The organism is Streptomyces sp. NPDC059679 (assembly GCF_042734105.1).
Taxonomy (GTDB): Bacteria; Actinomycetota; Actinomycetes; order Streptomycetales; family Streptomycetaceae; genus Streptomyces.
Genome location: NZ_JBHWES010000012.1, coordinates 120,707 through 145,282 on the forward strand (window position 1 = coordinate 120,707; position 24,576 = coordinate 145,282).

Consider the following 24,576-nt stretch of genomic DNA (forward strand, 5'->3'; position numbering starts at 1 on the left):
GCGTCACCCGAAACGGGACGCCAGTCGGCGGTACAGCGCCGGGGCCGCGCTGCGGACCAGCGCGGGCAGGCGTAGCCAGGCGGGTACGTAGACCTCGTCGCGGCCTCGCGCGACGGCGTCCCAGACCACGTCGGCGACCGTGGCCGGGGGCAGTGGGCGGGGCCGGCGGCGGGTGTACGGGGTGCCGCGGCGGGCGAAGAACGGGGTGTCCACCACGCCGGGGACGACGTGGGTGACCCGTACGCCGGACCCGAGGAGCTCGTACCGGAGGGCGTCGGCGAAGGTGCCGAGCGCCGCCTTGGCGGCGGAGTAGACCGCCTCGCCCTTGACGCCCACGCTGCCCGCGACCGATCCGATGAGCACGATATGGCCACGCCGTTCGGCCAGCATGTGCGGCAGCACCAGGCGCGCGAGGTGCATGGCGGCGAGCAGGTCGACGGAGATCACCTGGTCGATGGCCGTGGGCGGCATCGAGCCGAACGGCCCGGCCCAGCCGACCCCCGCCCCTGCGACGAGCAGGTCGATCCGCCCGGCCACGTGGAACGCTTCCCGGACCAGGTGGCCGCTTCCCTCCTCGGTGGCCAGGTCGGCGGGGAGGGCGGTGGCCGAGGTCCGGGCCGCCACGCGGTCCAGCCGCTCCTGGTGGCGGCCGCTGATCAGCAGCCGCCAGCCGCCCTCGGCGGCCAACCGGTCCGCGACGGCGGCGCCGATGCCCGAGGACGCACCGGTCACCAGTGCGACGCCGCGCCACGCGGCAGCGGGACTCTCCGCGTCCCAGGCCGGGCCACGGTGGGTTCCTGTGTCCGGGAGGGGGCGGGTCATGGCGACTCCCTGTGACGGCCGACCGGGGCACGCGGCCGCCGTACGGTTTGGCGACACGCGGAACGGTTACCTCCAGTTAGCCACGTCCAGCTCCACCATGCACCACACACGCCACGCACGCACACGCGCGACGCCGCACCACACGCGTCCGCCGCACGTCAGCCGTGCACACCAGCGGAGGTGACGATGTTTCCCGCGTATCCGCCACCCAATGCCCAGCGCCCCGGGCGCACTCCCCGGGAGCGCCGGTGAGCCGGCGTTTCCTCGTGGTGAGCGCCAGCATGGGCTCCGGTCACGACGCGGTGGCCGGGGAGCTGGCGCGGCGCCTCACGGCCCTGGGACACCGGGTGGACCGGACCGATGTCCTCGCGCTGCTGCCCGCCGGGATCGGCCCGGGGCTGCGCTCCGGATACCGCGCGGCGATCCGCCACGTCCCCGTCCTCTACGCGGGCATCTACGCCGCGTTCTTCCGCCCGGGCCCCGGCCCGCGGCCGGGCAGCGCCCCGCTGGCGGCACTGGCCGAACGCCGGCTGCTGGACCTGGTCGAGCGGTGGCGGCCGGATGTGGTCGTCCCCGTCTTCCATCTCGCCGCCCAGCTCACCGGCCGACTCCGCGCGGGCGGGGCGCTGCCGGTGCCCAGCGCCGTCGTCATCACCGACTTCGCGGTGCACCGGCAGTGGCTGCACCCGGGCAACGATCTGCATCTGTGCGTCACCGCCGAGGCGGCCGGCACCGTGCGGCGGGCCCTGGGCCGGCCCGCGGTGGCCACTGGTCCGGTGGTGGCCGGGCGCTTCTTCGCCCCTGCCCCGGGGGCGGCCGACTGGCGGTGCCGCTTCGCGGCCCGCGCGTCCGGGAAGCTTCCGGTGGCGCTGACGGCGGGTGCGTGGGGGACCGGCAGCCGCCTGGCCGCCACGTCGCGGCTGCTGGCCTCGGCGGGGTATCTGCCGGCGGTGCTGTGCGGCCGTAACGAGCGGCTGCGCCGCGAGCTGTCGCGGTCGCCGGAGGTGTGGGCCATCGGCTGGGAGCCGGACCTGCCCGGTCTGTTGGCCGCGTCGCGGGCCGTGGTGGACAACGCCGCCGGGCAGACCGCCCTGGAGGCGCTGGCAGCCGGGGTGCCCGTGGTCGGCTATCGCCCCATCCCGGGCCATGGACTGGAGGGTGTCCGCCACATGGCGGCGCTGGGCGTGAGCGACCACGCGCGGGACGCGGGCGAACTCGTACGGCTGCTCGACACGCTCACCGCGCCCGGTGCGGCGCGCGACCGCCGTATCGCCGCGGGGCGCCGCCTGTTCACCGGCGACGCGGCGGCCTGTCTGGCCGAGGTCGGCCGGGTGGCCGGAGCGGCCCACGGTACGGCGGGCGATTAGGCCGGCTTCCTCAGGCGCGTGCCGAGGAGCGGGCCGGTGTTCTCAGCGGTGCTTCGAGGAGGCGCCTGTCGGGCGGTGGATGGGCGGTGTCCGCCCGTCAGGCGCCGACCTCCTGGGCCTCGGTCAGGCCTCGTACAGGCCGCGCCCGGCGCTCTTGGCCCGGTCCGCCTTACGGAGTCGCTCCAAAGTGTTACGCACGGAGTTGACGTTCGTCCGCGTCTCGTCGCGCCCCAGGGCCTCGTTGACCTCAGCGGCCCGCAGCGGGCGGCCCGCCTTGCGCAGTGCGGCCAGCACGTTGTCCGAGAGCCCGCCGGAGCGCTCAGCCGCCGGCTCGGTCTTGGGCGCCGCGGCCTTGGGCGCCGCAGCCTTGGGCGCCGCGGCGGCCTTCTTGGCCGTCTTCTTGGTGGCCGTGGCCTTCTTCGCCGCGGTCTTCGAAGTCCGCGCGGTGGCGGGGGCCTTGGCCTTGCCCTTGCTGCGCTGACGGCCGATGGCGGCCTTCCGCGTGGCGGTGGCGGTGGCCCCGGCGGCAGGGGCCGGCTCAGCGGCCGGTTCCGATGCCGCCTCGGGGGCGGGCTCGGCCGCCGTGGCCTCGGTTTCTTCGGCCACCGGCTCCGCGGCCGGCGGCGCGGTTTCGGCCACCGGCTCCTCCGGCGCCTGCTGCGGTACCGGCAGGCTGGAGAGCGCTTGAAGGCTGTTCAGCGCACCGCTGACCGCCTCCAGTCGCTTGGTGACGGATTCCAAATCCTTCTTGAGAGCCTCCTGCTGTTCCTCAAGTCGCGGGCGCTCTGCCTCCAGCGCCTCGATCGTCGATCCCACACTGTTGTCCGCACTCAATGCGTTCACCACCACTTCATACCCTTTCTACGCCCATCGCAGCTGCGATTATGCCTGGTGTTCAGATGTGTACGGTGCCCTCCACACCGCCACACAACACCATCGAATCCACTTGCGCACCACTTCGAACACATGCGTTTCCACGCGTGTGAATGTCCGACTGGGTGTCAGAATCCCCTCAAGGCCGAGCGTAGAGGTGCAACCGGGCCCAATGGAACACCGGTTGGCGATACGAATGTGGCTGCCACGCGGATGTGGCCGCCACATGGATATGGCCGCCGTGAGACGGCGGCCATATCCACGTGGCGGCCCACGTGGCGGAATACTGTTCGGATCACTGCTCGTAGGCGTCCACCAAGCCCTGGATGTCGATCTTCTTCATGCCGAGCATGGCCTTGGTGACACGCGCCGACTTGGCCGGGTCGGGGTCGCTCATCAGCTCGGTCAGCTTGCTCGGCACGATCTGCCACGACAGCCCGTACTTGTCCTTCAGCCAGCCACAGGGCCCCTCTTCCCCGCCGTCGCCGAGCCGCGCCCACAGCTCGTCCACCTCGTCCTGCGTCGCGCAGTCGACGGAGAGCGAGATGGCCTCGGTGAAGGTGAAGTGGGGGCCGCCGTTGAGTGCGATGAACCTCTGCCCGGCGAGCTCGAAGGTGACGGTCATGACCGAGCCCGGCTCCCCCGGCCCCGCCTCCCCGTAGCGCTGGATGTCCACCACCCGGGAGTCGTCGAAGATGGACGTGTAGTGGCGGGCCGCCTCCTCGGCCTGGTCGTCGAACCACAGGAACGTCGTGATCTTTTGCATGGTGGGCTCTCCTTGCCGACTGGGGTCCGGTACCTGTGTGTGTTGAGACCGGCCGGGCCGCGAGAACTCATCGGTCAGGAGGAAACAGGAGCAAAAATGGCGGACCTCATCGGTAGGTGCGCAGGCCACGCCGGTAGGCGAGCTCGCCCAGGACGATGTCCAGGGCCCAGAAGGCGGCGAGCGGGATGCCGAGCAGCGGGACGAAGTAGCCGAGCACGGCGACGGCCGCCGCCAGCGGCACCAGGACGTACGGCGGCACCTGTTGCCAGCCGCCGCGCGGTACGGGGCGGCCGAACGCGGAGGCGCTGCCGCGCTGCCACCACATGCGGTAGCCCCACAGAATGAGGAAGATCAACGCGAGCGCGAGGGCGCCCAGCGCGATCTGGTTGACCAGGCCGAAGAGGTTTCCGGTGTGCGCGTCGATGCCCCATCGGGTGAGTTTGGCCAGCACCGGGTAGTCCTCGAACCGCAGTACGTCGGTGACCTCGCCGGTGGCCGGGTCGACGGCGACGGAGTCCTGTTTCTCCGGCCAGCTGCGCTGGATCTGCTGGACCACATAGGCCGTGTCAGCGTCGGCGGGCGGCACGATCTCCACCGGGTTGCTCAGCCCCTCGGCCCGGGCGGCCTTCAGTACGGCGTCGATGCCCACATCGCGGGCGGACGACGGGTCTTCACCGCCCATGTCCATACCCGGCATGGAGCCGTGGCCGGCGTGCTCTCCACCGGCCTGCTCGCCACCGGCCCGCTCCCGCCCGTCCAGCGTGGCCGAGACCGACGGGGTGGTCTGGCCGATCGCGGAGCGCAGGTCCTCGATGCTCGCGCCGGCATAGGTGGACCAGGTCAGGCCCGTCGCCGACAGGAAGAACAGGCCCACCGCGGCCCAGACACCGACCGCCCCGTGGAAGGACATGGTCCGCCTGCGGCCGGTGGCGGCGCGGTCGGGCAGGGCGATGGCGCGCAGCCGGCGCTTGGTGCGCCGGCGGGCGAGCCACAGCACCAGCCCGCCACCGGTGATCACCCACAGCCAGCTGGCGGCGAACTCGCTGTAGAGACGGCCGGTCTCACCGAGGTGCAGATCCCTGTGGAGCTCGTCGATCCAGGTGCGCAGGGGCAGTGCGCCGGTGGAGCCGTACTGCTCCAGTGCGCCGCGCACCTTCCCGGTGTACGGGTCGACGAAGACGGCGAGGGTGTGATCCGGATCGACACCCTTGACGCCGGAGAGCAGCACCCGGGTCGTGGCACCCGCCTCCGGGGAGGGCCGCACCGCGCTGATGGTGCCCTCGGGGTGGGCCGCGCGGGCCGCGTCGATCTGCCGGGAGACGGGGAGTTCGCGCTCGCCGACGGGGACGCGCAGCTCATGGTCGTAGACGATCTTCTCGGCCTCGAAGGACGCCGCGTACAGCAGCCCGGTCACCGCCGCGACCAGCAGGAACGGGGCGACGACCACGCCCGCGTAGAAGTGCAGCCGCAGCACCAGCGGACGCAGTCCCGTCCACCACTTGCGCCCCGACCACCCCGGGGGACGGGCGTCGGCCGCGAGTGGCGGCCCCGCGGCCTCCGCGGCCTCCGCGGCCGTGGTCGGCGAGCCGTCGTCCGTGGTGACGGCGGTCGTTCGGTCGGGCATGGACGGCTCCCGTTCGCTGGACTACGCGGTACGGCGGTGGCCGCACCGCATCAGTCGTCGGATCGGGGTGCCGTCGAGTTCCGGGCCGGGTGTGTGATGCGCGTCATACGCCGTCAGGAACCGGCGCCGCGCAGCGCGTCGGCGAGCGGGCCCGCTCCGGTCAGTTCGATGGCTCCGGCGGCGATGCCGTCGGCGACCGTGAGCGTGCCCTGGGCGAGGGCGACGCAGGTGTCGGCGTCCACGACGAGCCGGATGTCCGCGCGCTCGGCGGGCCCGTCCCCGTACGACGGCTCGGCCGCGCCGAACACCAGATGGAAGCCGCCCTCCTCCAGCACCACATCGACGACCCCTTCATGTCCCGCCGCGAGGTGCCCGAGCCGATGGAGCAGCGGCAGGGCGAACCAGTGGGCCCGGATGGCGTCGGTGGGCTGCCGTTCGGCCAGCGCGGGCGCGCCCCAGGCGGCGAGGGCGGTGAGGACGGGCAGCAGCGCGCGTCCGTGGGGGGTGAGTTCGTAGACGGAGACCGACGCCGGCGGCGGCAGCTTCCGGCGGGCGAGTACGCCGTAACGCTCCATGTCCTTCAGCCGGGTGGCGAGCATGTCCGTGCTGACCCCGGGCAGGTCGGTGTGGAGGTCGGTGTATCTGCGGGGGCCGGCCAGCAACTCCCGCGCGATCAGCAGCGTCCACCGGTCACCGACGGCATCGAGGGCCCGCGCGATCGCGCAGTACTGGTCATAGCTTCGGCGTGGCATGCGCCCCAGTCTAGCCATTTAGTTGGACTTTCCAAGTGGCGCCTTGGTAGAACAAAGTAAGCCGTCGTCGGCTGATGAGGCGGATGAGAACCGGGAGGGCACCACATGGAGTTCCGGCAGTCGAACAAGCTCAGCGAGGTCTGTTACGAGATCCGGGGGCCGGTGATCGAGCACGCCAACGCGCTGGAGGAGGCCGGACACAGCGTGCTGCGCCTCAACACGGGCAATCCGGCGGCGTTCGGGTTCGAGGCCCCGGAGGAAATCCTTCAGGACATGATCCGGATGCTGCCGCAGGCCCATGGCTACAGCGATTCGCGCGGCATCCTCCCCGCCCGCCGGGCCGTGGTCCAGCACTACCAGCAGCGCGGCCTGGACGACCTCGGCGTGGACGACGTCTTCCTGGGCAACGGCGTGTCCGAGCTGGTGTCCATGGCCGTCCAGGCCCTGGTCGAGGACGGGGACGAAATCCTCATCCCGGCCCCCGACTTCCCGCTGTGGACGGCGGTCACCGCCCTGGCGGGCGGCAAACCCGTGCACTATGTGTGCGACGAGTCCGCCGACTGGTACCCGGACCTCGACGACATGGCGTCGAAGATCACCGACCGTACGAAGGCCGTGGTGATCATCAGCCCGAACAACCCCACCGGCGCCGTCTATCCGCGCGAGATCATGGAGGGCATCCTCGACCTGGCGCGCCGCCACCATCTGATGGTCTTCTCCGACGAGATCTACGACAAGATCCTCTACGACGGGGAGGTCCACCACAGCCCCGCCGTCCTCGCCCCCGACCTGGTGTGCCTGACCTTCAGCGGCCTGTCCAAGGCTTACCGGGTGGCCGGGTTCCGGTCCGGCTGGGTGGTCGTGTCCGGCCCCCGGCAGCACGCCAGGAACTACCTGGAGGGGCTGACCATGCTGGCCTCGATGCGGCTGTGCCCCAACACCCCCGCACAGTTCGCCATCCAGGCGGCCCTCGGCGGCCGGCAGTCCATCGAAGACCTCGTACTGCCCGGCGGACGGCTGCACGAACAGCGCGACCGCGCATGGGAGAAGCTCAACGAGATCCCCGGAGTGTCCTGCGTCAAGCCCAAGGGCGCGCTGTACGCGTTTCCGCGCATCGACCTCGGTGTCCACCGGATCCACGACGACGAGCGGTTCGTTCTGGACCTGCTGTTGCGCGAGAAGATCCAGGTGGTGCAGGGCACCGGCTTCAACTGGCCGCGCCCCGACCACTTCCGTATCCTCACCCTCCCGCACGTCGACGACCTCGAGTCGGCCATCAGCAGGATCGGACGGTTCCTCGGCGGATACCGGCAGTCGTGACCGCGGGTGCCTGACCACGAGGGCCTGACCGCGACAGCTCATGACCGCAGACCCCTGACCGCGCCTTCGCACGGAAGTCGTGTACCACCGGCGGGCAACCGCTTGTAAGGTGCATGCTTATGGGCGGGGTGATCTCGGGTTTCGGTGTCATCGCGAGCATCGTCGTCACCGGTTACGTCCTGGGGCGCCGCGGCTCGCTGGGCGAGCACGGGCGCGATGTGCTCACCGCGGTCGCCTTCCAGGTCGCCAGCCCCGCGCTGCTGTTCTCCACGCTCTCCCGGGCCAACCTCTCCGTCCTGCTGTCGGTCCCGATGCTCGTCACCGGCTTGAGCACCTTCGTCGTCGCGGGGACGTTCATCGCCGTCGGCGCCGTACGCCGCTGGAGCGTCGGCCGGACGACGATCGGCGCGCTGTGCGCCAGCTATGTGAACGCCGGAAACCTGGGCATCCCCGTCGCCATGTACGTCCTCGGGGACGCCTCCCTGATCGCGCCGGTCCTGCTCTTCCAGCAACTCGTCGTGTCCCCGATCGCCCTGACGGTCATCGACCTGAGCCGCAGCGAGGGCCGGACGTCGCTGCTGCGGCAGCTCACCACGCCGGTGCGCAATCCCATCGTCGTCGGCTCCCTGTCCGGTGTGGTGGTGGCCGCGGCCGGCTGGCGGATCCCCGGACCGGTCATGGAGCCGGTCTCGATGCTGGGCGGGATGGCGGTGCCCGGTGTGCTGCTGGCGTTCGGCCTCTCGCTGCCCGGCAGCGCGCTGCCCGGGCGCGGCGAGGACCGCGGCCCGGTGCTGCTGTCGGTGGCGCTCAAGTCCTTCGCGCAGCCGGTGGTGGCGTGGGCCATCGCGGCCGGGGTGTTCGGTCTCGGCGGCGCCGCGCTGTTCGCCGCCGTCGTCACCTCGGCACTCCCGTCGGCGCAGAACCTCTTCACGTACGCCGTGCGGTACCAGACCGCGACGAGGCTGGCGCGCGAGTCGATCCTGCTGTCGACGTTACTGGCGGCCCCGGTGCTGCTCACGGTGGCGGCCCTGCTCGGCTGAGCGGTGCCCGTTCCTCAGCGGGAGGCGCGGGCCCGGCCGGCGGACACCGGCGGCCCCGCGGGCGCGGCGAGACGTGCCGGATGTGAGTGTCGCACTGCGCACACCCGGCGGCCCGGCTACCGTCGATGTCGCTCGGACCCCCGCCAGGAATCGAGGAACAGCAATGGCACCCTCCGCGTCAGCCTCGTCAGCGTCTGCCTCCATCGGAGTCACCGGGCTCGCCGTCATGGGCAGCAACCTCGCCCGCAACTTCGCCCGGAACGGCTACACCGTCGCGGTGCACAACCGCACCCCCACCCGCACCCGCTCCCTGATCGAGGAGTTCGGGCACGAGGGCTCGTTCGTGCCGGCCGAGAAGCCCGAGGACTTCGTGGCCTCGCTGGAGCGGCCCCGGCGGCTGGTGGTGATGGTGAAGGCGGGTGAGCCGACGGACGCGGTGATCGACGAGTTCGTGCCGCTGCTGGACCCCGGAGACATCGTCATCGACGGCGGCAACGCCCACTTCCAGGACACCCGCCGCCGCGAAGGCGCGCTGCGCGAGCGCGGCATCCACTTCGTCGGGACGGGCATCTCCGGCGGCGAGGAGGGCGCGCTGCACGGGCCCTCCATCATGCCCGGCGGGTCGGCGGAGGCTTATGCCGCGCTCGGTCCGATGCTGGAGAAGATCAGCGCACATGTCGACGGCGAGCCGTGCTGCACCCACATCGGCGCGGACGGCGCCGGACACTTCGTCAAGATGGTGCACAACGGCATCGAGTACGCCGATATGCAGCTGATCGCCGAGGCGTACGACCTGCTGCGGCGTGCGGCGGGACAGACCCCCGCGCAGCTCGCGGAGATCTTCCGCCGCTGGAACACCGGCATGCTGAACTCCTACCTCATCGAGATCACCGCCGAGGTCCTTGCCCACACCGACCAGGCGACCGGCAAGCCGTTCGTCGACATCGTCGCCGACGCCGCCGAGCAGAAGGGCACCGGCCGCTGGACCGTGCAGATCGCGCTCGACGTGGGCGCGCCGGTCCCCGGTATCGCCGAGGCCGTCTTCGCACGCTCGCTGTCCGGCCACACCGAACTGCGCGCCGCCGCCCGGCAGTTGTCGGGACCGCAGGGGCCCGCCCTGACCGGGGCGGGCGCCGACGGGCTGGTCGACCGGGTCGAGCAGGCCCTGTACGCGTCGAAGATCGTCTCGTACGCCCAGGGCTGGAACATGATCCAGGCAGCGGCGGACCAGTTCGGCTGGGACATCGACCTGGGCTCGGTGGCCAAGATCTGGCGCGGCGGCTGCATCATCCGGGCCGGGTTCCTGGACGAGATCCGCAGCGCGTACGCGGCCGACCCCGCGCTGCCCACGCTGCTCGCCGACGAGCGGTTCGCCCGTCAGCTCGGCGAGGCGCAGGACGCATGGCGGGCCGTGGTGACCACCGCCGCCCAGCAGGGGATTCCCACGCCCGGCTTCTCCTCCGCGCTCGCCTACTACGACGCGCTGCGCGCCGACCGGCTGCCCGCCGCCCTCATCCAGGGGCTGCGGGACTTCTTCGGCGCCCACACCTACCTGCGCACCGACCGCGAGGGCGTCTTCCACACCGAGTGGTCCGGCGGCCGGAGCGAAACCCAGAAGTGAGGCCGCGCCAGGGCGCGATGTGATCGGCAGCGCCCCGGTGGAGAACCGGGAAACGGGGAATCAGGAACGGAAACCGGCTTCTGACCGTGCGAGGACCGCGACGGCTGGAGGGAACACAGGTGACCGTATCCATACCGGATCCGCCCCGGTCCACCGGGGAGGCCGTCCGCCCGACGCGCCGCGCCCTGGTGGCGGGGTCGGTGGGCAACTTCATCGAGTGGTACGAGTTCGGCGTCTACGGCTACTTCGCGACGGTCATCGCCGCGAACTTCTTCACCCCCGAAGGAGGAAACGACCTCGAGGGCCTGGTCAAGACCTATGCGTCCTTTGCGCTTGCCTTCTTCTTCCGGCCGATCGGCGCAGCCGTCTTCGGCCGGCTCGGGGACCGGATCGGCCGCCGCCCCGTCCTGATCCTCGTGGTGCTGCTGATGACCGCGGCCACCACGCTGATCGGGCTGCTCCCCACGTACGACACGGTGGGCGCGGCCGCGCCGTGGCTGCTCACCTTTCTGCGGGTGCTGCAGGGCCTGTCCGCGGGCGGTGAGTTCGGCGGGGCGGTCTCGATCATGACGGAGTTCGCTCCCGACGGTCGGCGCGGGCTGTACGGGGCGTGGCAGTCCTTCACCGTGGCGCTGGGCCTGCTGGGCGGGGCAGGGGTGGCCGCGCTGCTGGCCACGGTGTTGAGCGAGCAGGCGCTGAACGACTGGGGCTGGCGGCTGCCCTTCGTACTGACGCTGCCGATGGGCCTGGGCGCTCTGTGGCTGCGGCTGCGGCTCGAGGAGACCCCCGCCTTCCGGGGCGCCGGGGGCACCGACAAGCGGGTCGGTGGCGCGGTGGCGCCATTGCCTACACCGCCCGCGGCCGAGGTGGCGTGGGCCATCGTCCTGGGCGCCGGGCGCATCATGGGCTGGGCCGCGGCCGGTTACACCTTCCTCGTCGTCCTGCCGTCGTATCTGCAGAGCACATTGGGCGCCAGCTTCCGGCAGGCGCTGATCGCGACCGTGGTGGCCAATCTGGGCTTCGCCGCCTCCATCATCCCGGCCGGGTGGCTCAGCGACCGGATCGGCAGACGGCCGGTGATGCTGTCCGGGGCCGCGCTGGTGACCGTCTCGGCGATCCCGCTGCTGAACCTGTTGCAGGACACGGACCGTTCGAACCTCGTCAAGGGAATGGCGGTGTTCGCCGCCGGGGCCGCGGTCGGGCTGATGGCCGGCCCCGGCCCGGCCATGCTGGCCGAGATGTTCCCGACCCGGGTCCGCTACACCGGGCTCGGCCTGGCGTACGCGCTGTCGAACGCCGTGTTCTCCGGCTGCGCCGGGCTCATCATCACCAAGACCATCGAGCGGACGGGCGAGGTGGACATCCCCGCGTACTACACCACGGTGACCTGTGCCATCAGCCTTCTGGCGCTGCTCACCCTGCGCGGGGACGACCACCGCGGCCCGCTGAGCGAGGGGCGCGGGGACAGCCACGGGGACGGCCGGGGTGACGAGCGGGGGGTCGGCCGATGCGGGTGATCGGGCTGATGTCGGGCACCTCGTACGACGCCATCGACGCCGCGGCCGCCGATCTGACCCTCGACGGCGACCGGCTGGTGCTGACCCCGCTGGGCATGGTCAGTGCCCCGTACGAGGAGGAGTTGCGCGAGGCGCTGAGCGCCGCGCTGCCACCGGCGCCGACGACCATGGCGGCCGTGTGCGAGCTCGACACCGGTATCGGCCAGGCGTTCGCCGCCCTCGCCGTCCGGGCCGACCGGGAGCTGTGCGACGGGCGCGCCGAGCTCATCAGCTCGCATGGGCAGACCGTCTACCACTGGGTGGCGGACGGCCGGGCGTACGGCACGCTGCAGCTGGGGCAGCCCGCGTGGATCGCCGAGGCCACCGGCCGCCCCGTCGTCTCCGATCTGCGCGGCCGCGATATCGCGGCCGGCGGACAGGGGGCGCCCTTGGTGAGCGTCGTCGACACGCTGTGGCTACGCGGACGGCCCGGCGGGTGCGTGGCGCTGAACCTCGGTGGCATCGCCAATGTCACCGTGGTGCCGGACGGCGGCGGGGAACCCCTCGCGTACGACACCGGGCCGGGCAACGCGCTCATCGACGCGGCGGTACGCCATCTGACGGGCGGCCGGCTCGGCTACGACGAGGACGGCGCGATGGCGGCGCGCGGCACGGTGCACGGCCCGCTGCTGGGCCGGCTGCTGGCCGAGCCGTACTACGCGCGGCGTGCCCCCAAGACGACCGGGAAGGAGCTCTTCCATCTGCCCTATCTCCAGGCCGCGCTCACGGGCTTGGGCCCGGTGCCGGCCGAGGACGTGGTCGCCACCGTCACCGAGCTCACCGCCGCCACCGTGGCGGACGCGGTGCGCTCCACCGGGGCCGGCGAGGTGATCGCCTCGGGGGGCGGCACCCGCAACCCCACCCTGCTGGCCGCCCTGCGCCGGGCCCTGGGGGACGTCCCGCTGCGCACCTCGGACGAACTGGGCCTCCCCTCGGCCGCCAAGGAGGCGTACGCCTTCGCCGTTCTCGGCTTTCTGACCGCCCATGGGCTGGCCGGCACGGTGTCGGCCTGCACGGGCGCCCGCCACCCCAGCGTGCTCGGTTCGATCACCCCGGGCCGCCACGGCCTGCGCCTGCCACCGGAAGCCACTGGCGCAGGCCGAGCCGTACCGTCCCGGCTGGAGATCTCACCGCCATGAGCACAGGCCGCGCCGGGATTGTTCCGTGCGTGGCCGCCACGCGAACGGCCTCAGAAACCACAGCTGATCTTCCTCCCGCCGCAGCTCCCCCACCGCGGCTCATTCCCGGCCGCCGGCTTCCTCGTCGGCCTGGTGGTCCGCCCAGACGTAGGCGACGGGAAGCAGCTCGGCGACGGGGACGGTGCGCGGGTGGTCCACTGTCCCGACGATGACTTCGAGCGTGGGGAAGTAGTCGAACAGGAACTGGCGGCAGCGGCCGCACGGCGGGACCACCCCGCGCTCCCGGTCGCCGACCGCCACCATCCTGACCAGCTCATAGGCGCCCTGGGCCGCCGCGGCCCCGACGGCCACCAGCTCCGCGCAGGGACCGCCGGTGAAGTGGTAGGCGTTGACCGCCGTGACGATGCGGCCGTCGGCGGCGCGCGCGGCGGCGGCCATGGTGTGGTCGTCGCCCCGGCAGTACGTCCGCGCGACATGGGCCGCGGCCTGGATGAGCTCCTCGTCGGCGGTGGCGGGCTGCGTGGTCATCTTCTCCGCTCTCGCAAGGGACTGTCGGTGCCGGACCGTAGGGTGCGGATTATGGCAGCGATCGAGTATGTGCGCGGGGACGCCACCGCGCCGCAGGGGAAAGGGAAGAAGATCATCGCCCATGTCTGCAATGACCTGGGCGGCTGGGGCAAGGGTTTTGTGCTGGCCGTCTCCCGGCGCTGGCCGGAGCCGGAGGCGGCCTACCGCCGCTGGCACCGCGAGCGGGCGCGCAATGACTTCGGGCTGGGCGCGGTCCAGTTCGTGCAGGTGAGCCGGTATGTGTGGGTGGCCAATATGGTCGGCCAGCGCGGGATGCGCCCGGGCAGCAAGGGGGTGCCGGTGCGGTACGAGGCGATCGGCTCGGCGCTGGGCGAGGTCGCGGCGAAGGCCGCCGAGTTGGGGGCCTCGGTCCATATGCCGCGCATCGGCTGTGGGCTGGCCGGTGGGCGCTGGGGGCGGATCGAGCCGCTGATATCCGAGCAGTTGGTGGCGCGCGGAATCCCGGTCACCGTCTATGACCACGGCGACTGACGGACACAGCGGCTGACCGGCCGCGGCCACTGACATCCTCCGAGTTGAGGGCTTCCCCCATCGGGGGCATATTTGAACTGAGGCGCGTTGCCGGATCCGGTTCGCCTGTCCGCTCGGGCTGAGTGGTCTGAGTGATCTGCGTTTCGCATTCGATCAGACGAGGCCGCCATGTCTGCCTACGATCCCACCCCTGCCCAACACCACGCGTCCTCACCGCGCACCCGGGGACATGTGCTGGTCGCCCACGACGTGGGGCTGCTGGTGATACGCCTGGGGGTCGGGTTGACCATCGCCGCGTGGGGCGCCCAGCATCTGTTCGGCTGGTGGGGCGGCCCGGGGATCGAGAACACGAGTCGGGCCTTTGAGAAGTTCGGCTATCCCGTGCCCACGTTCATGGCGTGGGTGGCCGGTGTCATCGAGACGTTCGGCGGCCTGGGGCTGGCCGCGGGCCTGCTCACACCGCTCGCGGGCGCCGCCGTGGCGGGCACGATGGCCAACGCGGTGCATGTCGTATGGCCGTTGGGGTTCTTCGGCGGCTTTGGGTTTCCCCTGCTCATCGGTGTGGGGGCGGCGGGGCTCGCGCTGAGCGGGCCGGGCCGGATCGCCGTGGACGCCGTCATCCCTGGGGTGCGGTCCCACCATGTGATTTACGGGGTGGTGACGCTGCTGATCGCGGCCGTCCTTGCGGCGATCACGATCGGGATCCGCGACTGACGCCCGTCCCATGCGCTCATGGCGACGTACGCCCACGGCGCGGCCCGGTGAGCGCGCACCGCCCGCTCGCCGGGGCGAGGGGCGGTGCGTGCCGTTCAGCCGGTGGTCGTTTCACCCGTGGCGGTGGCCGAATCAGCGCTGCTCACTCGGCGGCCGGTGGGCGGCGGAAGCCGCGGCCGCGGGTGAGCGTGTAGCCGCCCACGCCCGCGAGCGCACCCAGGGCGCCACCGATCACGGTCCACACCCAGCGGTCCGACCACCAGCCCGACCCCCAGCCGCCGTTCGGCTCGGCCGCGGTGTGCGACGAGGTGTCCTCGGCGGATGCCTCGGACGCGTCCGGGCTCGGCTCGGCATCCGGCGCCTGAGTCGCCCCGGCCCGCACGGCCGGGGTCAGCGGGGAGAGTTCGCCGCCCTCCGCGTGCTTGCCGCCGACGTCCCGCGTGGAGGCGGTGATCTCGGTGGTGAAGGGCAGGCCGAGGTCCGCTTCCGGCAGGTTCACGACCGTCAGACGGACGTAGTACGACCCCGGCAGCGGATCGTTGGCCCATTTCTCCGACCAGGGCCGCACCCGGCGCAGCTGACAGCTGAGGTCGACGGAGGCGTCCTGCTGGGCCGCGGTCACGGTCTGGCTGCCCGAGGTGCAGGCCTGGCGGCGGCGCAGCCCGTCGTAGACATCGAGCTGCCAGGTGGTCCTGCCGTGCCGGGTCTGTGCCTCGGGGAGCTTGACGGTGGCCTTGACGGTGGGGACCTGCCCGGCCGCCGCGGGGAACACCCAGTACAGGTAGTCGCCGACCGAAGCCGAGGCGGTGGCGGTCTGTCCCTGTTCGATCGCCGTGGCGGTCCGGAAGCCGGTGCCCGCCTCGGTGGGTTCGTCGCCGTCGTCCGTGCCCGCACTCGCGCTCGGGGACGCGTCGGCGGCCGCCACGGGGGCGGTGGCGAACAGGGCGGCGCAGAGTGCGAACGCGGCGCCCGCGGTACGTAGGGCACGCATCAGTTGGTCCTCCAGACGGTGACGCGCCAGCGGGCCAGCCAGCCCCACACCAGTCCCACCAGCAGCCCGGTGACGGTGAGCACGGCCAGCAGCACCCAACCGCGGCCGAGGCCGAAGGCGGCCGCGTCGGCGGGCGGGTCGCCGGCGTCGACGATGTTCACGGCCAGTTCGACGGGGAGGCCGGGGGTGCGCTTGACGGAGGCGGGCGCGGAGAACGACTGGCTCACCTCGAGGCAGATCGTGCGCGGCGTACTGTCCTCCACCTCGCGGCCCTCGGCCACCGGATAGCGCAGCCCGGTCGAGAGGACATCGGTGCGGCCGCTGCCCGCCTCGCTGCCGCGTACCAGTTCACGGCCGTGCTCGGTCACCGCCCGCACCATCACGCCGTAGTCCGGGTCGACGGCGCGGTCGGCGCCCACGGTCGCCGATGCCCGCAGCTCCTGGCCGGGGGCGACCTTCACCCGGTACCAGCGGTGCTCGCCGAAGCCCTCGCGGTCGTTGTAGAGGCCCGCGCCGAGAACGGGGGCCTGGGCGCACGCCGCGGCGCCCGCCACCGCGGTCGGGGTCTGGACCGGGGTGTCCGCGGCGCGCCGCACCAGCTGCTTGATGCGGGTGGACAGCTGGTCGGTGTGCTGGACCGCGGTGTAGGTGCCACCGGTGGCCTCGGCGATGCAGCTGAGCTGGTCCCGGACCTTGCTGTCCAGGGTCAGCCCGAGCGTGTCGACGACCAGGTGGGTGCCCTGGGCGGCCAGTTCCCGGGCCACGTCGCACGGGTCGGGCTGGCCGCAGGAGTCCTCGCCGTCGGTGATGAGCACGATCCGGCGGGTGGCGTCGCCGCCCGCGAGGTCCTTGGACGCGCCGCGCAGGGCGAGTCCGATGGGCGTCCAGCCGGTGGGGCGCAGCGTGGCGACGGCGGTCTTGGCCTCGGTGCGGTCCACCCGGCCGACGGGGTAGAGCTGTTTGCTGTCCAGGCAGCCGGTCTTGCGGTCCTGGCCGGGGTATGTGGCGCCGAGGGTGCGTATGCCGAGCCGCACCTCGTCGGGCACGGCATCGATCACCTCGTTGAACGCCTGCTTGGCAGCGGCCATGCGGGACATGCCGTCGACATCGCGGGCGCGCATCGAGCCGCTGACGTCCAGGACCAGTTCGACTTTGGGGGACTCACGGGCCGGTTCGTCGTCGGCTACGGCCACGGCGGGGGACAACACGCCGCAGACCACGGCCGCGAGCAGCCCGAAGGCGCCTGTCGCCAGGCGTTTCTTTATGATCACCGCGGCATCTTATGGAGCTTCATATGACCGCTCCAAAGTGGGTGGTGTCCGACGGCTCCCCGTCCGCAAAGCTGTCACAGTGGCGGAACCGCACGGTCATTGGTCACTCCGTATGAATGTGTGGCGAACCGGGGCCATGGCGCTGTACGGTGCGTCCAGCCCACCGGCCGGAGGATCCAGTTCGTGCTCAGCCCCTCACTCGCCCAGGAGATCGCCGGGGACACCTCTGCGGTCATCGGTTTGAACGTCCTCATCACCGACAGCGAGGGCGTCGTCATCGGCAGCGGTGACAGCAGCCGCATCGGCACCTTCCACGAGGCCTCCGTGGAGGTGATGCGCACTCAGGAGGCCGCCATCCACACCGCCACCCAGGCGCAGGAGCTCAAGGGGGTGCGCGCCGGGGTGACACTGCCGCTGGTCATGGACGGACACGCGGTGGGCACGGTCGGCATCACGGGTACGCCCGCCCAGGTGCGGCGCTTCGGTCTGGTGGTCAAACGGCAGACGGAGATACTGCTGCGCGAATCGGCCGTCCTGCGCTCACGGGTGGTCAGGGAGCGGGTACTGGAGGATCTGCTCGCGGATGTCGCCACGTACGACGCCGCGGTCGTCGAACCGGACTTCGTCGTCTTCCGCGCCGCCGAGGTGGGCTTCGATCTGCGGCTGCGCCGGATCGCGGTGGTCGTCGAGGTGTCCGCGTCCGGTGGGACGAGCGGCGCCCGCCATCGTGCCGGGCCACCCGTGCCGGACACCTCGCTGGTCCGCTCGGAGCTGCTGCGCACCGTACGGGAGGTGTTCGCCGATCCGCAGGACGTGGTCGCGGGGGCGGCACCGGGGTGGATCGGGGTGCTGCACCGGCTGCCGGAACAGCGGTCGGCCAGCCGGGTGATGACGGCCTGTCAGCGGCTGACGGATCTCGTAGGTGTCCAGCACGGCCTCGAGGCCCGGGTCGGGATCGGGGAGCCGGCCACCTCGGTCGGCGGTCTGCACGACTCGTACCAGGACGCGTGCGACGCACTGCGCCTGGGGTCCCGGGTCACGCCCGAGTTACCGGTGCACCTCGTCTCCGATCTGCGCGCCCACCAGTTGCTCGCGGCCACCGGCCAGCACACCCGCACCCGGCTGCTGGCGCTCACCGCCGCGGACCTGCGCGAGCAGCCGGACTGGCCGGTGCTCCGGGACACCGTGGTGGCCTGGTGCGAGAACGGCTTCAACTTGGTCCGCGCCTCTTCGGCGCTGCACATCCACCGCAACACCCTCGTCTACCGTATGAACAAGATCGAGCAGATCAGCGGCCGCCCGCTGCGCGACCATCGCACCACGCTCGCCCTGTACCTGGCCTGTCTGGCCGACCAGCTCGACACTCAGCGCTGACGCGCCACTCCCCCGGCTCTCCGCTCCCTGCGCGCTCGGCCCACGAGGGAGCCCAGCCAGACGGCGGCGACCAGCCCGGTCGGCAGCCCGGGCGCGGCCCACGGCGCCAGGGTCAGCAGTACCCCTCCCCCGATCGCCCCGGCGACCAGGGCGGACAGCAGCGCCACGCTGAACCCGCGCACCCGGCCGGTGGCGACGAGGTCGGCCAAAAGGCTGGTCAGCATGCCGGTGAAGTACGTGGTGGAGACCCCGGGCGGCGCGACGGCGCGCACCAGCGCGCTCTGCCCTCCCATGGCCACGGCGGCCAGCGCCAGCAGCCCCTGCCGCCACCCTCCGTCGAGGTGGCCGTCGGCGGCGGCCCACAGCGCCCACAGCACACCGAGCGCGAGCACTTCCACCCCGAGCGCCCGGCGCGCCAGCCGCCTCTTGTCGGGCCCCCTGACGATCCGCCCGCTGACCAGCGAGCCGAGGACATAGCCGCCGACCGCGACGGCGGCGTGGCCGGCGAGCGCGGGGTCGCGGGTCCCCGCCGACATGCCGAGCAGCGAGAGGTTCGCGGTCATCACGCTGGTGAACACTTCGCCGAGCGCGAGAAAGGCGATGGCGTCCATCGAACCGGTGGCCACGGTCAGCGCCACGGCGGCCGTCAGGGCACCGCCGCCCGGCTCGAGCCGGCCACATCCGCCACGCCGGCCCGATAAGCCGCCGGCCGGGCCCGCCGGGCCGCCGTCCCGGGGTGGCAGGGGGTCGCTCATCCGCTGTCCCCCTTGGACCCGTCCCCCTTGGGCCGGTCCTCGTCGACGATCTCCGCCTCGACGACGTCGTCGTCGGCCCCGTGCTCCGGGCCCGCGCCGTCGCCACCCGCGCCACCGGCCGGCCCGGCGGTCTCGCCCTGAGCCCCAGCCCGGGCGTACATGGCCGTACCGATCTTCTGCGCGGCCGCGGCGGCCTTGTCGGTGGCCGCGCGGATCCGGCCGGAGTCCTCGCCCTTCAGCGTCTCCTTCAGCTCGGCGATGGCCGCCTCGGTCTCCTGCCGCACGTCCTGCGGCACCTTGTCCGCCTGGTCGCGGAGCAGCTTCTCGGTGTTGTAGACAAGGGATTCGGCCTGGTTGCGGGTCTCGGCCGCCTCGCGCTTGCGGCGGTCCTCCTCCGCGTACCGCTCGGCCTCGCGCATCATCCGGTCGATGTCGTCCTTCGGCAGCGCGGAGCCGCCGGTGACGGTCATCCGCTGTTCCCTGCCGGTGCCGAGGTCCTTCGCCGACACATGCATGATTCCGTTGGCGTCGATGTCGAACGCGACCTCGATCTGCGGCACGCCGCGCGGGGCCGGCGGCAGACCGGTCAGCTCGAACATGCCGAGCTTCTTATTGTACGCCGCGATCTCGCGCTCGCCCTGGAAGACCTGGATCTGCACGGACGGCTGGTTGTCCTCGGCCGTGGTGAAGATCTCCGAGCGCTTGGTCGGAATGGTCGTGTTGCGCTCGATCAGCTTGGTCATGATGCCGCCCTTGGTCTCGATACCGAGGGACAGCGGGGTGACATCCAGCAACAGGACGTCCTTGACCTCACCCCTGAGGACACCGGCCTGGAGCGAGGCACCGACCGCGACCACCTCGTCCGGGTTGACGCCCCGGTGTGGGTCCTTGCCGGTCAACTCCCTGACCAGCCCGGTCACGGCGGGCATCCGGGTCGAGCCGCCGACCATGATCACATGGTCGATATCGGACACCTCGATCCCGGCATCCTTGATCGCCTGGTGGAACGGCCCCTTGCAGCGGTTCAGCAGATCCTCGGTCAGCTGCTCGAACTGGGCGCGGGTCAGCTTCTCGTCCAGATGCAGCGGGCCCTCGTCGGACGCCGTGATGTAGGGCAGGTTGATGGTGGTCTCGGACGCGGCGGACAGCTCGATCTTCGCCTTCTCTGCCGTCTCGCGCAGCCGTTGGAGCGCCATCTTGTCCTTGGACAGGTCGACGCCGTACCCGTTCTTGAACCGGGTGACGAGGTGGTCGACGATCCGCTGGTCCCAGTCGTCGCCGCCGAGGTGGGTGTCGCCGTTGGTGGCCTTGACCTCGACGACCCCCTCGCCGATCTCCAGCAGCGAGACATCGAAGGTGCCACCGCCGAGGTCGAAGACCAGGATGGTCTGGTCGTTCTCCTTGTCCAGGCCGTAGGCCAGGGCGGCGGCCGTCGGCTCGTTGATGATCCGCAGCACCTTCAGGCCGGCGATCTCGCCCGCCTCCTTGGTGGCGGTGCGCTGGGTGTCGTTGAAGTACGCCGGGACGGTGACCACCGCGTCCGTGACGTCCTCGCCGAGGTAGCCCTCCGCGTCACGCTTGAGCTTCTGCAGCACACGCGCGGAGATCTCCTGCGCGGTGTAGCGCTTGCCGTCCACCTCGCCGGTGGCCGGGAAGCGCCACTGCGCCTCCCCCATGTGGCGCTTGACCGACCGCGCGGTGCGCTCCACGTTGGTCACCGCCTGACGCTTGGCCACCTCGCCCACCAGCACCTCGCCGTTCTTGGCGAAGGCCACCACGGAAGGGGTCGTCCGGGTGCCCTCGGTGTTGGTGATGACGGTCGGCTCACCACCCTCCAGAACACACACCACGGAGTTCGTCGTCCCCAGGTCGATCCCGACTGCGCGGGTCATCTCCGCACTCCTCTCCTGCGAGTCCTACGAGATGGGAGCCCTTCACAGAGTGATCCGATTCATGCTCAATGCTATAAAACAACACCTTTGCGAGTTTTATTGGCCGGCTCTATTGATCGGCGGGGGATGCGCTGCTCGAACCAGACCACCTTGCCCGTGCTCAGCCTCGTCGCCCCCCAGCGCTCGGCCAGATGGTTGACCAGGAACAGGCCGCGGCCGCCCTCGTCGCCGAGCCGGGCGTGGCGCATCCGGGGCAGCTGCGGCGAGTCGTCGCCCACCTCGCAGCGGAGCACATCCGTACGCAGCAGCCGCAGCGACAGCGGACGGGTGGCGTAGCGCACCGCGTTGGTCACCACCTCGCCGACCATGAACTCGGTGGACTCGGTCAAGGAGTCAAGGTTCCAGCGGTGCAGTGTTCTGCGGGCCAGCCGGCGGGCCCGGCGCGGCGTCTGCGGGTGGGGGGCGAGGAACCAGTAGGCGACGTTGTGCCAGGGGATGCCGTCGAAGCAGGCGGCGAGCAGCGCCACGTCGTCGTCCTGGTTCCTCGGGTCGAGGGGGCCCAGGACCAGATCGCACAGGTCCTCGGGCGGCATGGGGGCGCGGGCGTGGGCCGCGGCGACACGCAGCCGGACACACAGCGACTCCACCCCGGTCCACACATCGGTCTCACGGGACTCGACCAGGCCGTCGGTGTACAGCAGCAGGGTCGCTCCGGCGGGCGCGTGGGTCTCGACGCATTCGAAGACCACGCCACCGACGCCGATCGGCGCCCCCGGCGGGACCCGCAGCGCCTCCCCGCGGCCGTCCGGGTGCAGCAGCAGCGGGGGCGGATGGCCGGCGTTGGCCACTTGCAGCCGGTGCGCGATCGGGTCGTAGATGGCGTACAGGCAGGTGGCGATGTGCTGGCTGCCCAGGCGCTGGGCCTGTTCGTCGAGGTGGTACAGGACCTCCTCGGGCGGCAGATCGAGCCCGGCGAGGGTCTGCACGGTGGTGCGCAGCTGGCCCATGACCGCGGCGGAGGTCATCGAGTGGCCCATGACGTCGCCGATGACCAGCGCGACGCGGTTGCCGGGCAGCGGGATGGCGTCGTACCAGTCGCCGCCGACCCGGGCGGTCTCAGAGGCGGGCAGATAGCGGCTGGCCAGTCGGACGCCGGTGGCCTCGGGCAGTGAGGTGGGGAGCATGGCGCGCTGCAGCACATCCGCGACCGACGCCTCGCGTCCATAGCGCACCGCCTTGTCGATGCCGAGGGCGGCGTGCGTGGCGAGCTGGGAGGCGACCAGCAGATCGTCGGGGGTGAAGGCGGGGCGGCCCGGCTCGCGCAGCAGCGTGACGGCGCCGATGACGTGGTGGCGGCCGCGCAGCGGGGCGACGATCAGCCGTCGGGCCGACGGTACGGGCCGGTGGCCGCTCGCGGTGTCGCACAGCAGCCGGCCCACCGTCGGCGCGATCCCCGGCGCGTCGCCGAACACCGGCCGCCCGGCCAGCAGCACGTCGGCGAACCGGCCGGTGACGGTCACCGGCGCGGACTCGGGCCCGGGGGCCACATCCGGCACCAGGGCCGGTTCGGCGGCCGGCGCGGAGTCCTGTGTGTCGGTTGGGTCCGGGGGTGCGGCGGGTGCGCACGGCTGGGCGGCCGGGGGGCCGGGGCCGGTGGTGTGCGGCCGTAGCGCCACGGGCCCGCCGGGCTTCCCGTCCCCGGCCGGCAGGGGGTCGCACAGATGGATGAACGCCGCGTCGGCGAAGGCGGGAGTGGCGGCCCGGGACAGTTCGCACAGGGTCTCCTCCGGGTCCATGCCGCGGGCGATCCGGCGGGTCGCCTCGTCGAGGTAGCGCAGCCGCTCGGTCTGCGCCCCGGTCCCGCGCGCCGCCTCGCACCAAGCATCGCGGTCCGTCGGCGCCGCGCGCTCCACCCGGCCGGGGGGAGCGGTCGGCCGCTCGCCCCCGGTGGCGGGCCGGTCAGGGCCTTCACAGGGGATGCGGTGAACCATGGGCTTGTCGGTTCGGTCGGGGTCGTGGTTAAGCCGCGGCGGCCGCATGAGGCGCCGCCCTCAGTCGGACCTCCTGCAAGTGAGGAAGATCTGCTCCTCCGGCGGCACGTCCGATGCCTCCGGGGCGTAGGTGTACGAGGTCTCCTGGGCGATCTCGAATCCGGCTGCCTTGACGACCGCGTGCAGGTCCTCCCGGAGATAGCCGGACACCCGGATGGTGCTGTGGAGGAACGGGATCGAGAAGTCGTCCACGTCGGCCTCCACCATCGACAGGGCGAACAGACCGCCGGGCACCAGGACGTGGCGTACGGTCCGCAGGGCGAGCGGGATCTCGTCGCGGCCCAGCATCAGCAGGGAGAAGAAGGCCGTGACCGCGTCGAAGCGGCCGAGGTCCCGGGGGCCGCCAGGCCGTAGATCGGCGATGTCCATCCGGTGGAACGTGACCTCCGGGACATAGCGTCGCGCGAGCTCCACCATTCCGTACGAGAGGTCGACGCCGACCACCTCGAATCCGGCGTCCACCAGTTGGCGGGCGGTCGGCAGGCCGGTGCCGCAGCCCAGGTCGAGCACCCGGGAGCCGGCCGGCAGGGCGTCGATCAGCCACCGCCCGGCGGTGAGCTGCCCCTCCTTGTACGGGAAGGCCTCGTCGTAGCGGTCGCCGATGGCATCGAACGCCTCGGCCTGACCCGTGCGGTCGAGCCGTATGTTCTCGTAATCCGTCCGGCTGATCCTGTCGTGCACGCGGACATCCCTCGCAGACCCGGTTACCTCATATTTCCACATTGGTACGGATTTGCACCATGCCCGCGCGGTCTCGTGGACCACCCATTGGACCGGCCCTGTGGGCTGCCCCTTGGACCGCCCCGGGGGACCCTCAGCCGCCGAGGAGGCCGCCGAGCACGCCGCCGACCGTGTCGCCGACGCCGTCGATCACACCACCCACCAGCCCGTGGTCCTCGCCCTTCCCGGTGTCCGTGTCCTGCTGACCGCCGGAATGCTGTCCGCCGGGCTGCTGGTCGTCGGACTCGCCGCCGGGGGTGGCCGGGTCGGTGGTGGGGTCCTGGCTGGGCGAGGACGGCTTCGTGGTGTCCGGCTTGGAGGTCGAGGGCGCCGTGGAACCGGGGTCGCTCGTGGGCGCGGTCGTCGGGGTGTGCGACGGCTCGCGGGTCCGCGAGGTGTCGTCCCGGGAGGAGCCGCCGCCGTCCTGTACGAGCTTCGGCTTGGCGGAGGCGCTGGGGGCGAGGCCCCCGTCGCTGGGCCGGTCGGTGTCGGTGGACCGGTGCGCGCCGCTCGGCCGGTCGGAGCCGGCGGGGTCGTCAGTCTCGGGCGTCCCGGCCGGCTGGGAGCTGACGTCGGAGCGCGCCTGCACGGTCTTGTCGCCACCGACCGACGAGTGGAGACCGAAGGCGATGGTGCCCGCCACCCCCAGGGCGGCGGCAGCCTTGATCGTGTTGGCACGTGCCTGCTGCGCAGGGGTGGGGCGGCTGTGTCGGCCCATCTCGCTCGAGTCTCCTGTATGACATGTCCTCGCTACGGCTGACCAGTAAAGCCTGCCCCTTCGACCGCACGGCATTTCCGAGACGGAGTTGTTACACGGCAGGGCGATTCGTCCCTCGATGCCTGGTCAGCGGCGCGGCGGGGGCGGTGTG

General features: G+C 72.0%; 22 protein-coding genes. 9 read left to right on the top strand and 13 right to left on the bottom strand.

Features of this window, described 5'->3' with window-relative positions:
• Nucleotides 1-3: 3 nt before the first annotated feature.
• On the bottom strand, nucleotides 4-822 hold the full coding sequence (locus ACFV2X_RS16265) for an SDR family NAD(P)-dependent oxidoreductase (RefSeq protein WP_385616622.1): 819 nt from the start codon (nucleotides 820-822) through the stop codon (nucleotides 4-6).
• A 248-nt stretch (nucleotides 823-1,070) separates the two neighbouring features.
• Here ACFV2X_RS16265 and ACFV2X_RS16270 point away from each other — a divergent pair, with 248 nt between their 5' ends.
• On the top strand, nucleotides 1,071-2,189 hold the full coding sequence (locus ACFV2X_RS16270) for a galactosyldiacylglycerol synthase (RefSeq protein ID WP_385616624.1): 1,119 nt from the start codon (nucleotides 1,071-1,073) through the stop codon (nucleotides 2,187-2,189).
• Between the two features lie 123 nt (nucleotides 2,190-2,312).
• Here ACFV2X_RS16270 and ACFV2X_RS16275 read toward each other — a convergent pair whose 3' ends face one another.
• The 4 genes from ACFV2X_RS16275 to ACFV2X_RS16290 form a co-directional block, all read right to left on the bottom strand.
• A complete protein-coding gene (locus tag ACFV2X_RS16275; protein ID WP_385616625.1) occupies nucleotides 2,313-3,032 on the bottom strand; it encodes a prephenate dehydrogenase in 720 nt (239 codons plus the stop codon).
• Between the two features lie 325 nt (nucleotides 3,033-3,357).
• Entirely contained in the window at nucleotides 3,358-3,828 is a 471-nt protein-coding gene (locus ACFV2X_RS16280; protein ID WP_385616627.1) for a VOC family protein, read from the bottom strand.
• Nucleotides 3,829-3,934: 106 nt separating this feature from the next.
• Nucleotides 3,935-5,452 carry a PepSY-associated TM helix domain-containing protein gene (locus ACFV2X_RS16285; RefSeq protein WP_385616629.1) on the bottom strand — a complete coding sequence of 506 codons (1,518 nt, stop codon included), beginning with the start codon at nucleotides 5,450-5,452 and terminating at the stop codon, nucleotides 3,935-3,937.
• 113 nt (nucleotides 5,453-5,565) lie between these two features.
• Nucleotides 5,566-6,222, bottom strand: a complete 657-nt coding sequence (locus tag ACFV2X_RS16290) for a winged helix-turn-helix transcriptional regulator (protein ID WP_385616631.1) — start codon at nucleotides 6,220-6,222, stop codon at nucleotides 5,566-5,568.
• Between the two features lie 87 nt (nucleotides 6,223-6,309).
• Here ACFV2X_RS16290 and ACFV2X_RS16295 point away from each other — a divergent pair, with 87 nt between their 5' ends.
• The 5 genes from ACFV2X_RS16295 to ACFV2X_RS16315 all read left to right on the top strand — a co-directional run bounded on the left by ACFV2X_RS16295 (nucleotide 6,310) and on the right by ACFV2X_RS16315 (nucleotide 12,880).
• A complete protein-coding gene (locus ACFV2X_RS16295; RefSeq protein ID WP_385616633.1) occupies nucleotides 6,310-7,524 on the top strand; it encodes a pyridoxal phosphate-dependent aminotransferase in 1,215 nt (404 codons plus the stop codon).
• A 119-nt stretch (nucleotides 7,525-7,643) separates the two neighbouring features.
• Nucleotides 7,644-8,564: an AEC family transporter gene (locus ACFV2X_RS16300; protein WP_385616635.1), complete on the top strand. Its 921-nt coding sequence runs from the start codon at nucleotides 7,644-7,646 to the stop codon at nucleotides 8,562-8,564.
• A gap of 163 nt (nucleotides 8,565-8,727) precedes the next feature.
• Nucleotides 8,728-10,185, top strand: coding sequence for an NADP-dependent phosphogluconate dehydrogenase (gene gndA / locus ACFV2X_RS16305; protein ID WP_385616637.1), 1,458 nt, complete (start codon nucleotides 8,728-8,730; stop codon nucleotides 10,183-10,185).
• Between the two features lie 119 nt (nucleotides 10,186-10,304).
• Nucleotides 10,305-11,702: an MFS transporter gene (locus ACFV2X_RS16310; protein ID WP_385616639.1), complete on the top strand. Its 1,398-nt coding sequence runs from the start codon at nucleotides 10,305-10,307 to the stop codon at nucleotides 11,700-11,702.
• Nucleotides 11,693-12,880: an anhydro-N-acetylmuramic acid kinase gene (locus ACFV2X_RS16315; RefSeq protein WP_385616641.1), complete on the top strand. Its 1,188-nt coding sequence runs from the start codon at nucleotides 11,693-11,695 to the stop codon at nucleotides 12,878-12,880. Before ACFV2X_RS16310 ends, ACFV2X_RS16315 begins: the two co-directional genes overlap by 10 nt.
• A gap of 99 nt (nucleotides 12,881-12,979) precedes the next feature.
• On the opposite strand, the gene ACFV2X_RS16320 is transcribed toward ACFV2X_RS16315, so the two are convergent.
• On the bottom strand, nucleotides 12,980-13,408 hold the full coding sequence (locus tag ACFV2X_RS16320; protein WP_385616643.1) for a cytidine deaminase: 429 nt from the start codon (nucleotides 13,406-13,408) through the stop codon (nucleotides 12,980-12,982).
• Between the two features lie 51 nt (nucleotides 13,409-13,459).
• Between ACFV2X_RS16320 and ACFV2X_RS16325 the strand changes: the two genes are divergently transcribed.
• Both ACFV2X_RS16325 and ACFV2X_RS16330 read left to right on the top strand, forming a co-directional pair.
• Nucleotides 13,460-13,939, top strand: a complete 480-nt coding sequence (locus ACFV2X_RS16325) for a macro domain-containing protein (RefSeq protein ID WP_385616645.1) — start codon at nucleotides 13,460-13,462, stop codon at nucleotides 13,937-13,939.
• A gap of 168 nt (nucleotides 13,940-14,107) precedes the next feature.
• Entirely contained in the window at nucleotides 14,108-14,653 is a 546-nt protein-coding gene (locus ACFV2X_RS16330) for a DoxX family protein (RefSeq protein WP_385616647.1), read from the top strand.
• A gap of 142 nt (nucleotides 14,654-14,795) precedes the next feature.
• On the opposite strand, the gene ACFV2X_RS16335 is transcribed toward ACFV2X_RS16330, so the two are convergent.
• Nucleotides 14,796-15,644, bottom strand: a complete 849-nt coding sequence (locus tag ACFV2X_RS16335; RefSeq protein ID WP_385616649.1) for a hypothetical protein — start codon at nucleotides 15,642-15,644, stop codon at nucleotides 14,796-14,798.
• Nucleotides 15,644-16,915 carry a VWA domain-containing protein gene (locus ACFV2X_RS16340; protein WP_385616651.1) on the bottom strand — a complete coding sequence of 424 codons (1,272 nt, stop codon included), beginning with the start codon at nucleotides 16,913-16,915 and terminating at the stop codon, nucleotides 15,644-15,646. Before ACFV2X_RS16340 ends, ACFV2X_RS16335 begins: the two co-directional genes overlap by 1 nt.
• A gap of 183 nt (nucleotides 16,916-17,098) precedes the next feature.
• Between ACFV2X_RS16340 and ACFV2X_RS16345 the strand changes: the two genes are divergently transcribed.
• Nucleotides 17,099-18,289 (top strand): CdaR family transcriptional regulator, encoded by a 1,191-nt coding sequence (locus ACFV2X_RS16345; protein ID WP_385616653.1) that lies wholly within the window; start codon nucleotides 17,099-17,101, stop codon nucleotides 18,287-18,289.
• On the opposite strand, the gene ACFV2X_RS16350 is transcribed toward ACFV2X_RS16345, so the two are convergent.
• The 5 genes from ACFV2X_RS16350 to ACFV2X_RS16370 all read right to left on the bottom strand — a co-directional run bounded on the left by ACFV2X_RS16350 (nucleotide 18,280) and on the right by ACFV2X_RS16370 (nucleotide 24,425).
• Entirely contained in the window at nucleotides 18,280-19,044 is a 765-nt protein-coding gene (locus tag ACFV2X_RS16350; RefSeq protein ID WP_385616655.1) for a YoaK family protein, read from the bottom strand. The genes ACFV2X_RS16345 and ACFV2X_RS16350 overlap by 10 nt on opposite strands.
• Complete coding sequence (gene dnaK / locus ACFV2X_RS16355) at nucleotides 19,041-20,936, bottom strand: molecular chaperone DnaK (RefSeq protein ID WP_385616657.1); 1,896 nt, start codon at nucleotides 20,934-20,936, stop codon at nucleotides 19,041-19,043. The genes ACFV2X_RS16350 and dnaK overlap by 4 nt, the downstream gene beginning before the upstream one ends.
• A gap of 71 nt (nucleotides 20,937-21,007) precedes the next feature.
• Nucleotides 21,008-22,927 carry a SpoIIE family protein phosphatase gene (locus ACFV2X_RS16360; RefSeq protein WP_385616659.1) on the bottom strand — a complete coding sequence of 640 codons (1,920 nt, stop codon included), beginning with the start codon at nucleotides 22,925-22,927 and terminating at the stop codon, nucleotides 21,008-21,010.
• A 60-nt stretch (nucleotides 22,928-22,987) separates the two neighbouring features.
• Nucleotides 22,988-23,668 (bottom strand): class I SAM-dependent DNA methyltransferase, encoded by a 681-nt coding sequence (locus ACFV2X_RS16365; protein WP_385616661.1) that lies wholly within the window; start codon nucleotides 23,666-23,668, stop codon nucleotides 22,988-22,990.
• A gap of 133 nt (nucleotides 23,669-23,801) precedes the next feature.
• Nucleotides 23,802-24,425: an extensin gene (locus ACFV2X_RS16370; RefSeq protein ID WP_385616663.1), complete on the bottom strand. Its 624-nt coding sequence runs from the start codon at nucleotides 24,423-24,425 to the stop codon at nucleotides 23,802-23,804.
• Between the last annotated feature and the right edge of the window lie 151 nt (nucleotides 24,426-24,576).

Coding starts and splice junctions, on each gene's coding strand:
- ACFV2X_RS16265 (WP_385616622.1), bottom strand. CDS start 822: ATGACCCGCCCCCTCCCGGACACAGGAACCCACCGTGGCCCGGCCTGG.
- ACFV2X_RS16280 (WP_385616627.1), bottom strand. CDS start 3,828: ATGCAAAAGATCACGACGTTCCTGTGGTTCGACGACCAGGCCGAGGAG.
- ACFV2X_RS16285 (WP_385616629.1), bottom strand. CDS start 5,452: ATGCCCGACCGAACGACCGCCGTCACCACGGACGACGGCTCGCCGACC.
- ACFV2X_RS16290 (WP_385616631.1), bottom strand. CDS start 6,222: ATGGCTAGACTGGGGCGCATGCCACGCCGAAGCTATGACCAGTACTGC.
- ACFV2X_RS16295 (WP_385616633.1), top strand. CDS start 6,310: ATGGAGTTCCGGCAGTCGAACAAGCTCAGCGAGGTCTGTTACGAGATC.
- ACFV2X_RS16300 (WP_385616635.1), top strand. CDS start 7,644: ATGGGCGGGGTGATCTCGGGTTTCGGTGTCATCGCGAGCATCGTCGTC.
- gndA (WP_385616637.1), top strand. CDS start 8,728: ATGGCACCCTCCGCGTCAGCCTCGTCAGCGTCTGCCTCCATCGGAGTC.
- ACFV2X_RS16315 (WP_385616641.1), top strand. CDS start 11,693: ATGCGGGTGATCGGGCTGATGTCGGGCACCTCGTACGACGCCATCGAC.
- ACFV2X_RS16320 (WP_385616643.1), bottom strand. CDS start 13,408: ATGACCACGCAGCCCGCCACCGCCGACGAGGAGCTCATCCAGGCCGCG.
- ACFV2X_RS16325 (WP_385616645.1), top strand. CDS start 13,460: ATGGCAGCGATCGAGTATGTGCGCGGGGACGCCACCGCGCCGCAGGGG.
- ACFV2X_RS16330 (WP_385616647.1), top strand. CDS start 14,108: ATGTCTGCCTACGATCCCACCCCTGCCCAACACCACGCGTCCTCACCG.
- ACFV2X_RS16335 (WP_385616649.1), bottom strand. CDS start 15,644: ATGCGTGCCCTACGTACCGCGGGCGCCGCGTTCGCACTCTGCGCCGCC.
- ACFV2X_RS16350 (WP_385616655.1), bottom strand. CDS start 19,044: ATGAGCGACCCCCTGCCACCCCGGGACGGCGGCCCGGCGGGCCCGGCC.
- dnaK (WP_385616657.1), bottom strand. CDS start 20,936: ATGACCCGCGCAGTCGGGATCGACCTGGGGACGACGAACTCCGTGGTG.
- ACFV2X_RS16360 (WP_385616659.1), bottom strand. CDS start 22,927: ATGGTTCACCGCATCCCCTGTGAAGGCCCTGACCGGCCCGCCACCGGG.
- ACFV2X_RS16370 (WP_385616663.1), bottom strand. CDS start 24,425: ATGGGCCGACACAGCCGCCCCACCCCTGCGCAGCAGGCACGTGCCAAC.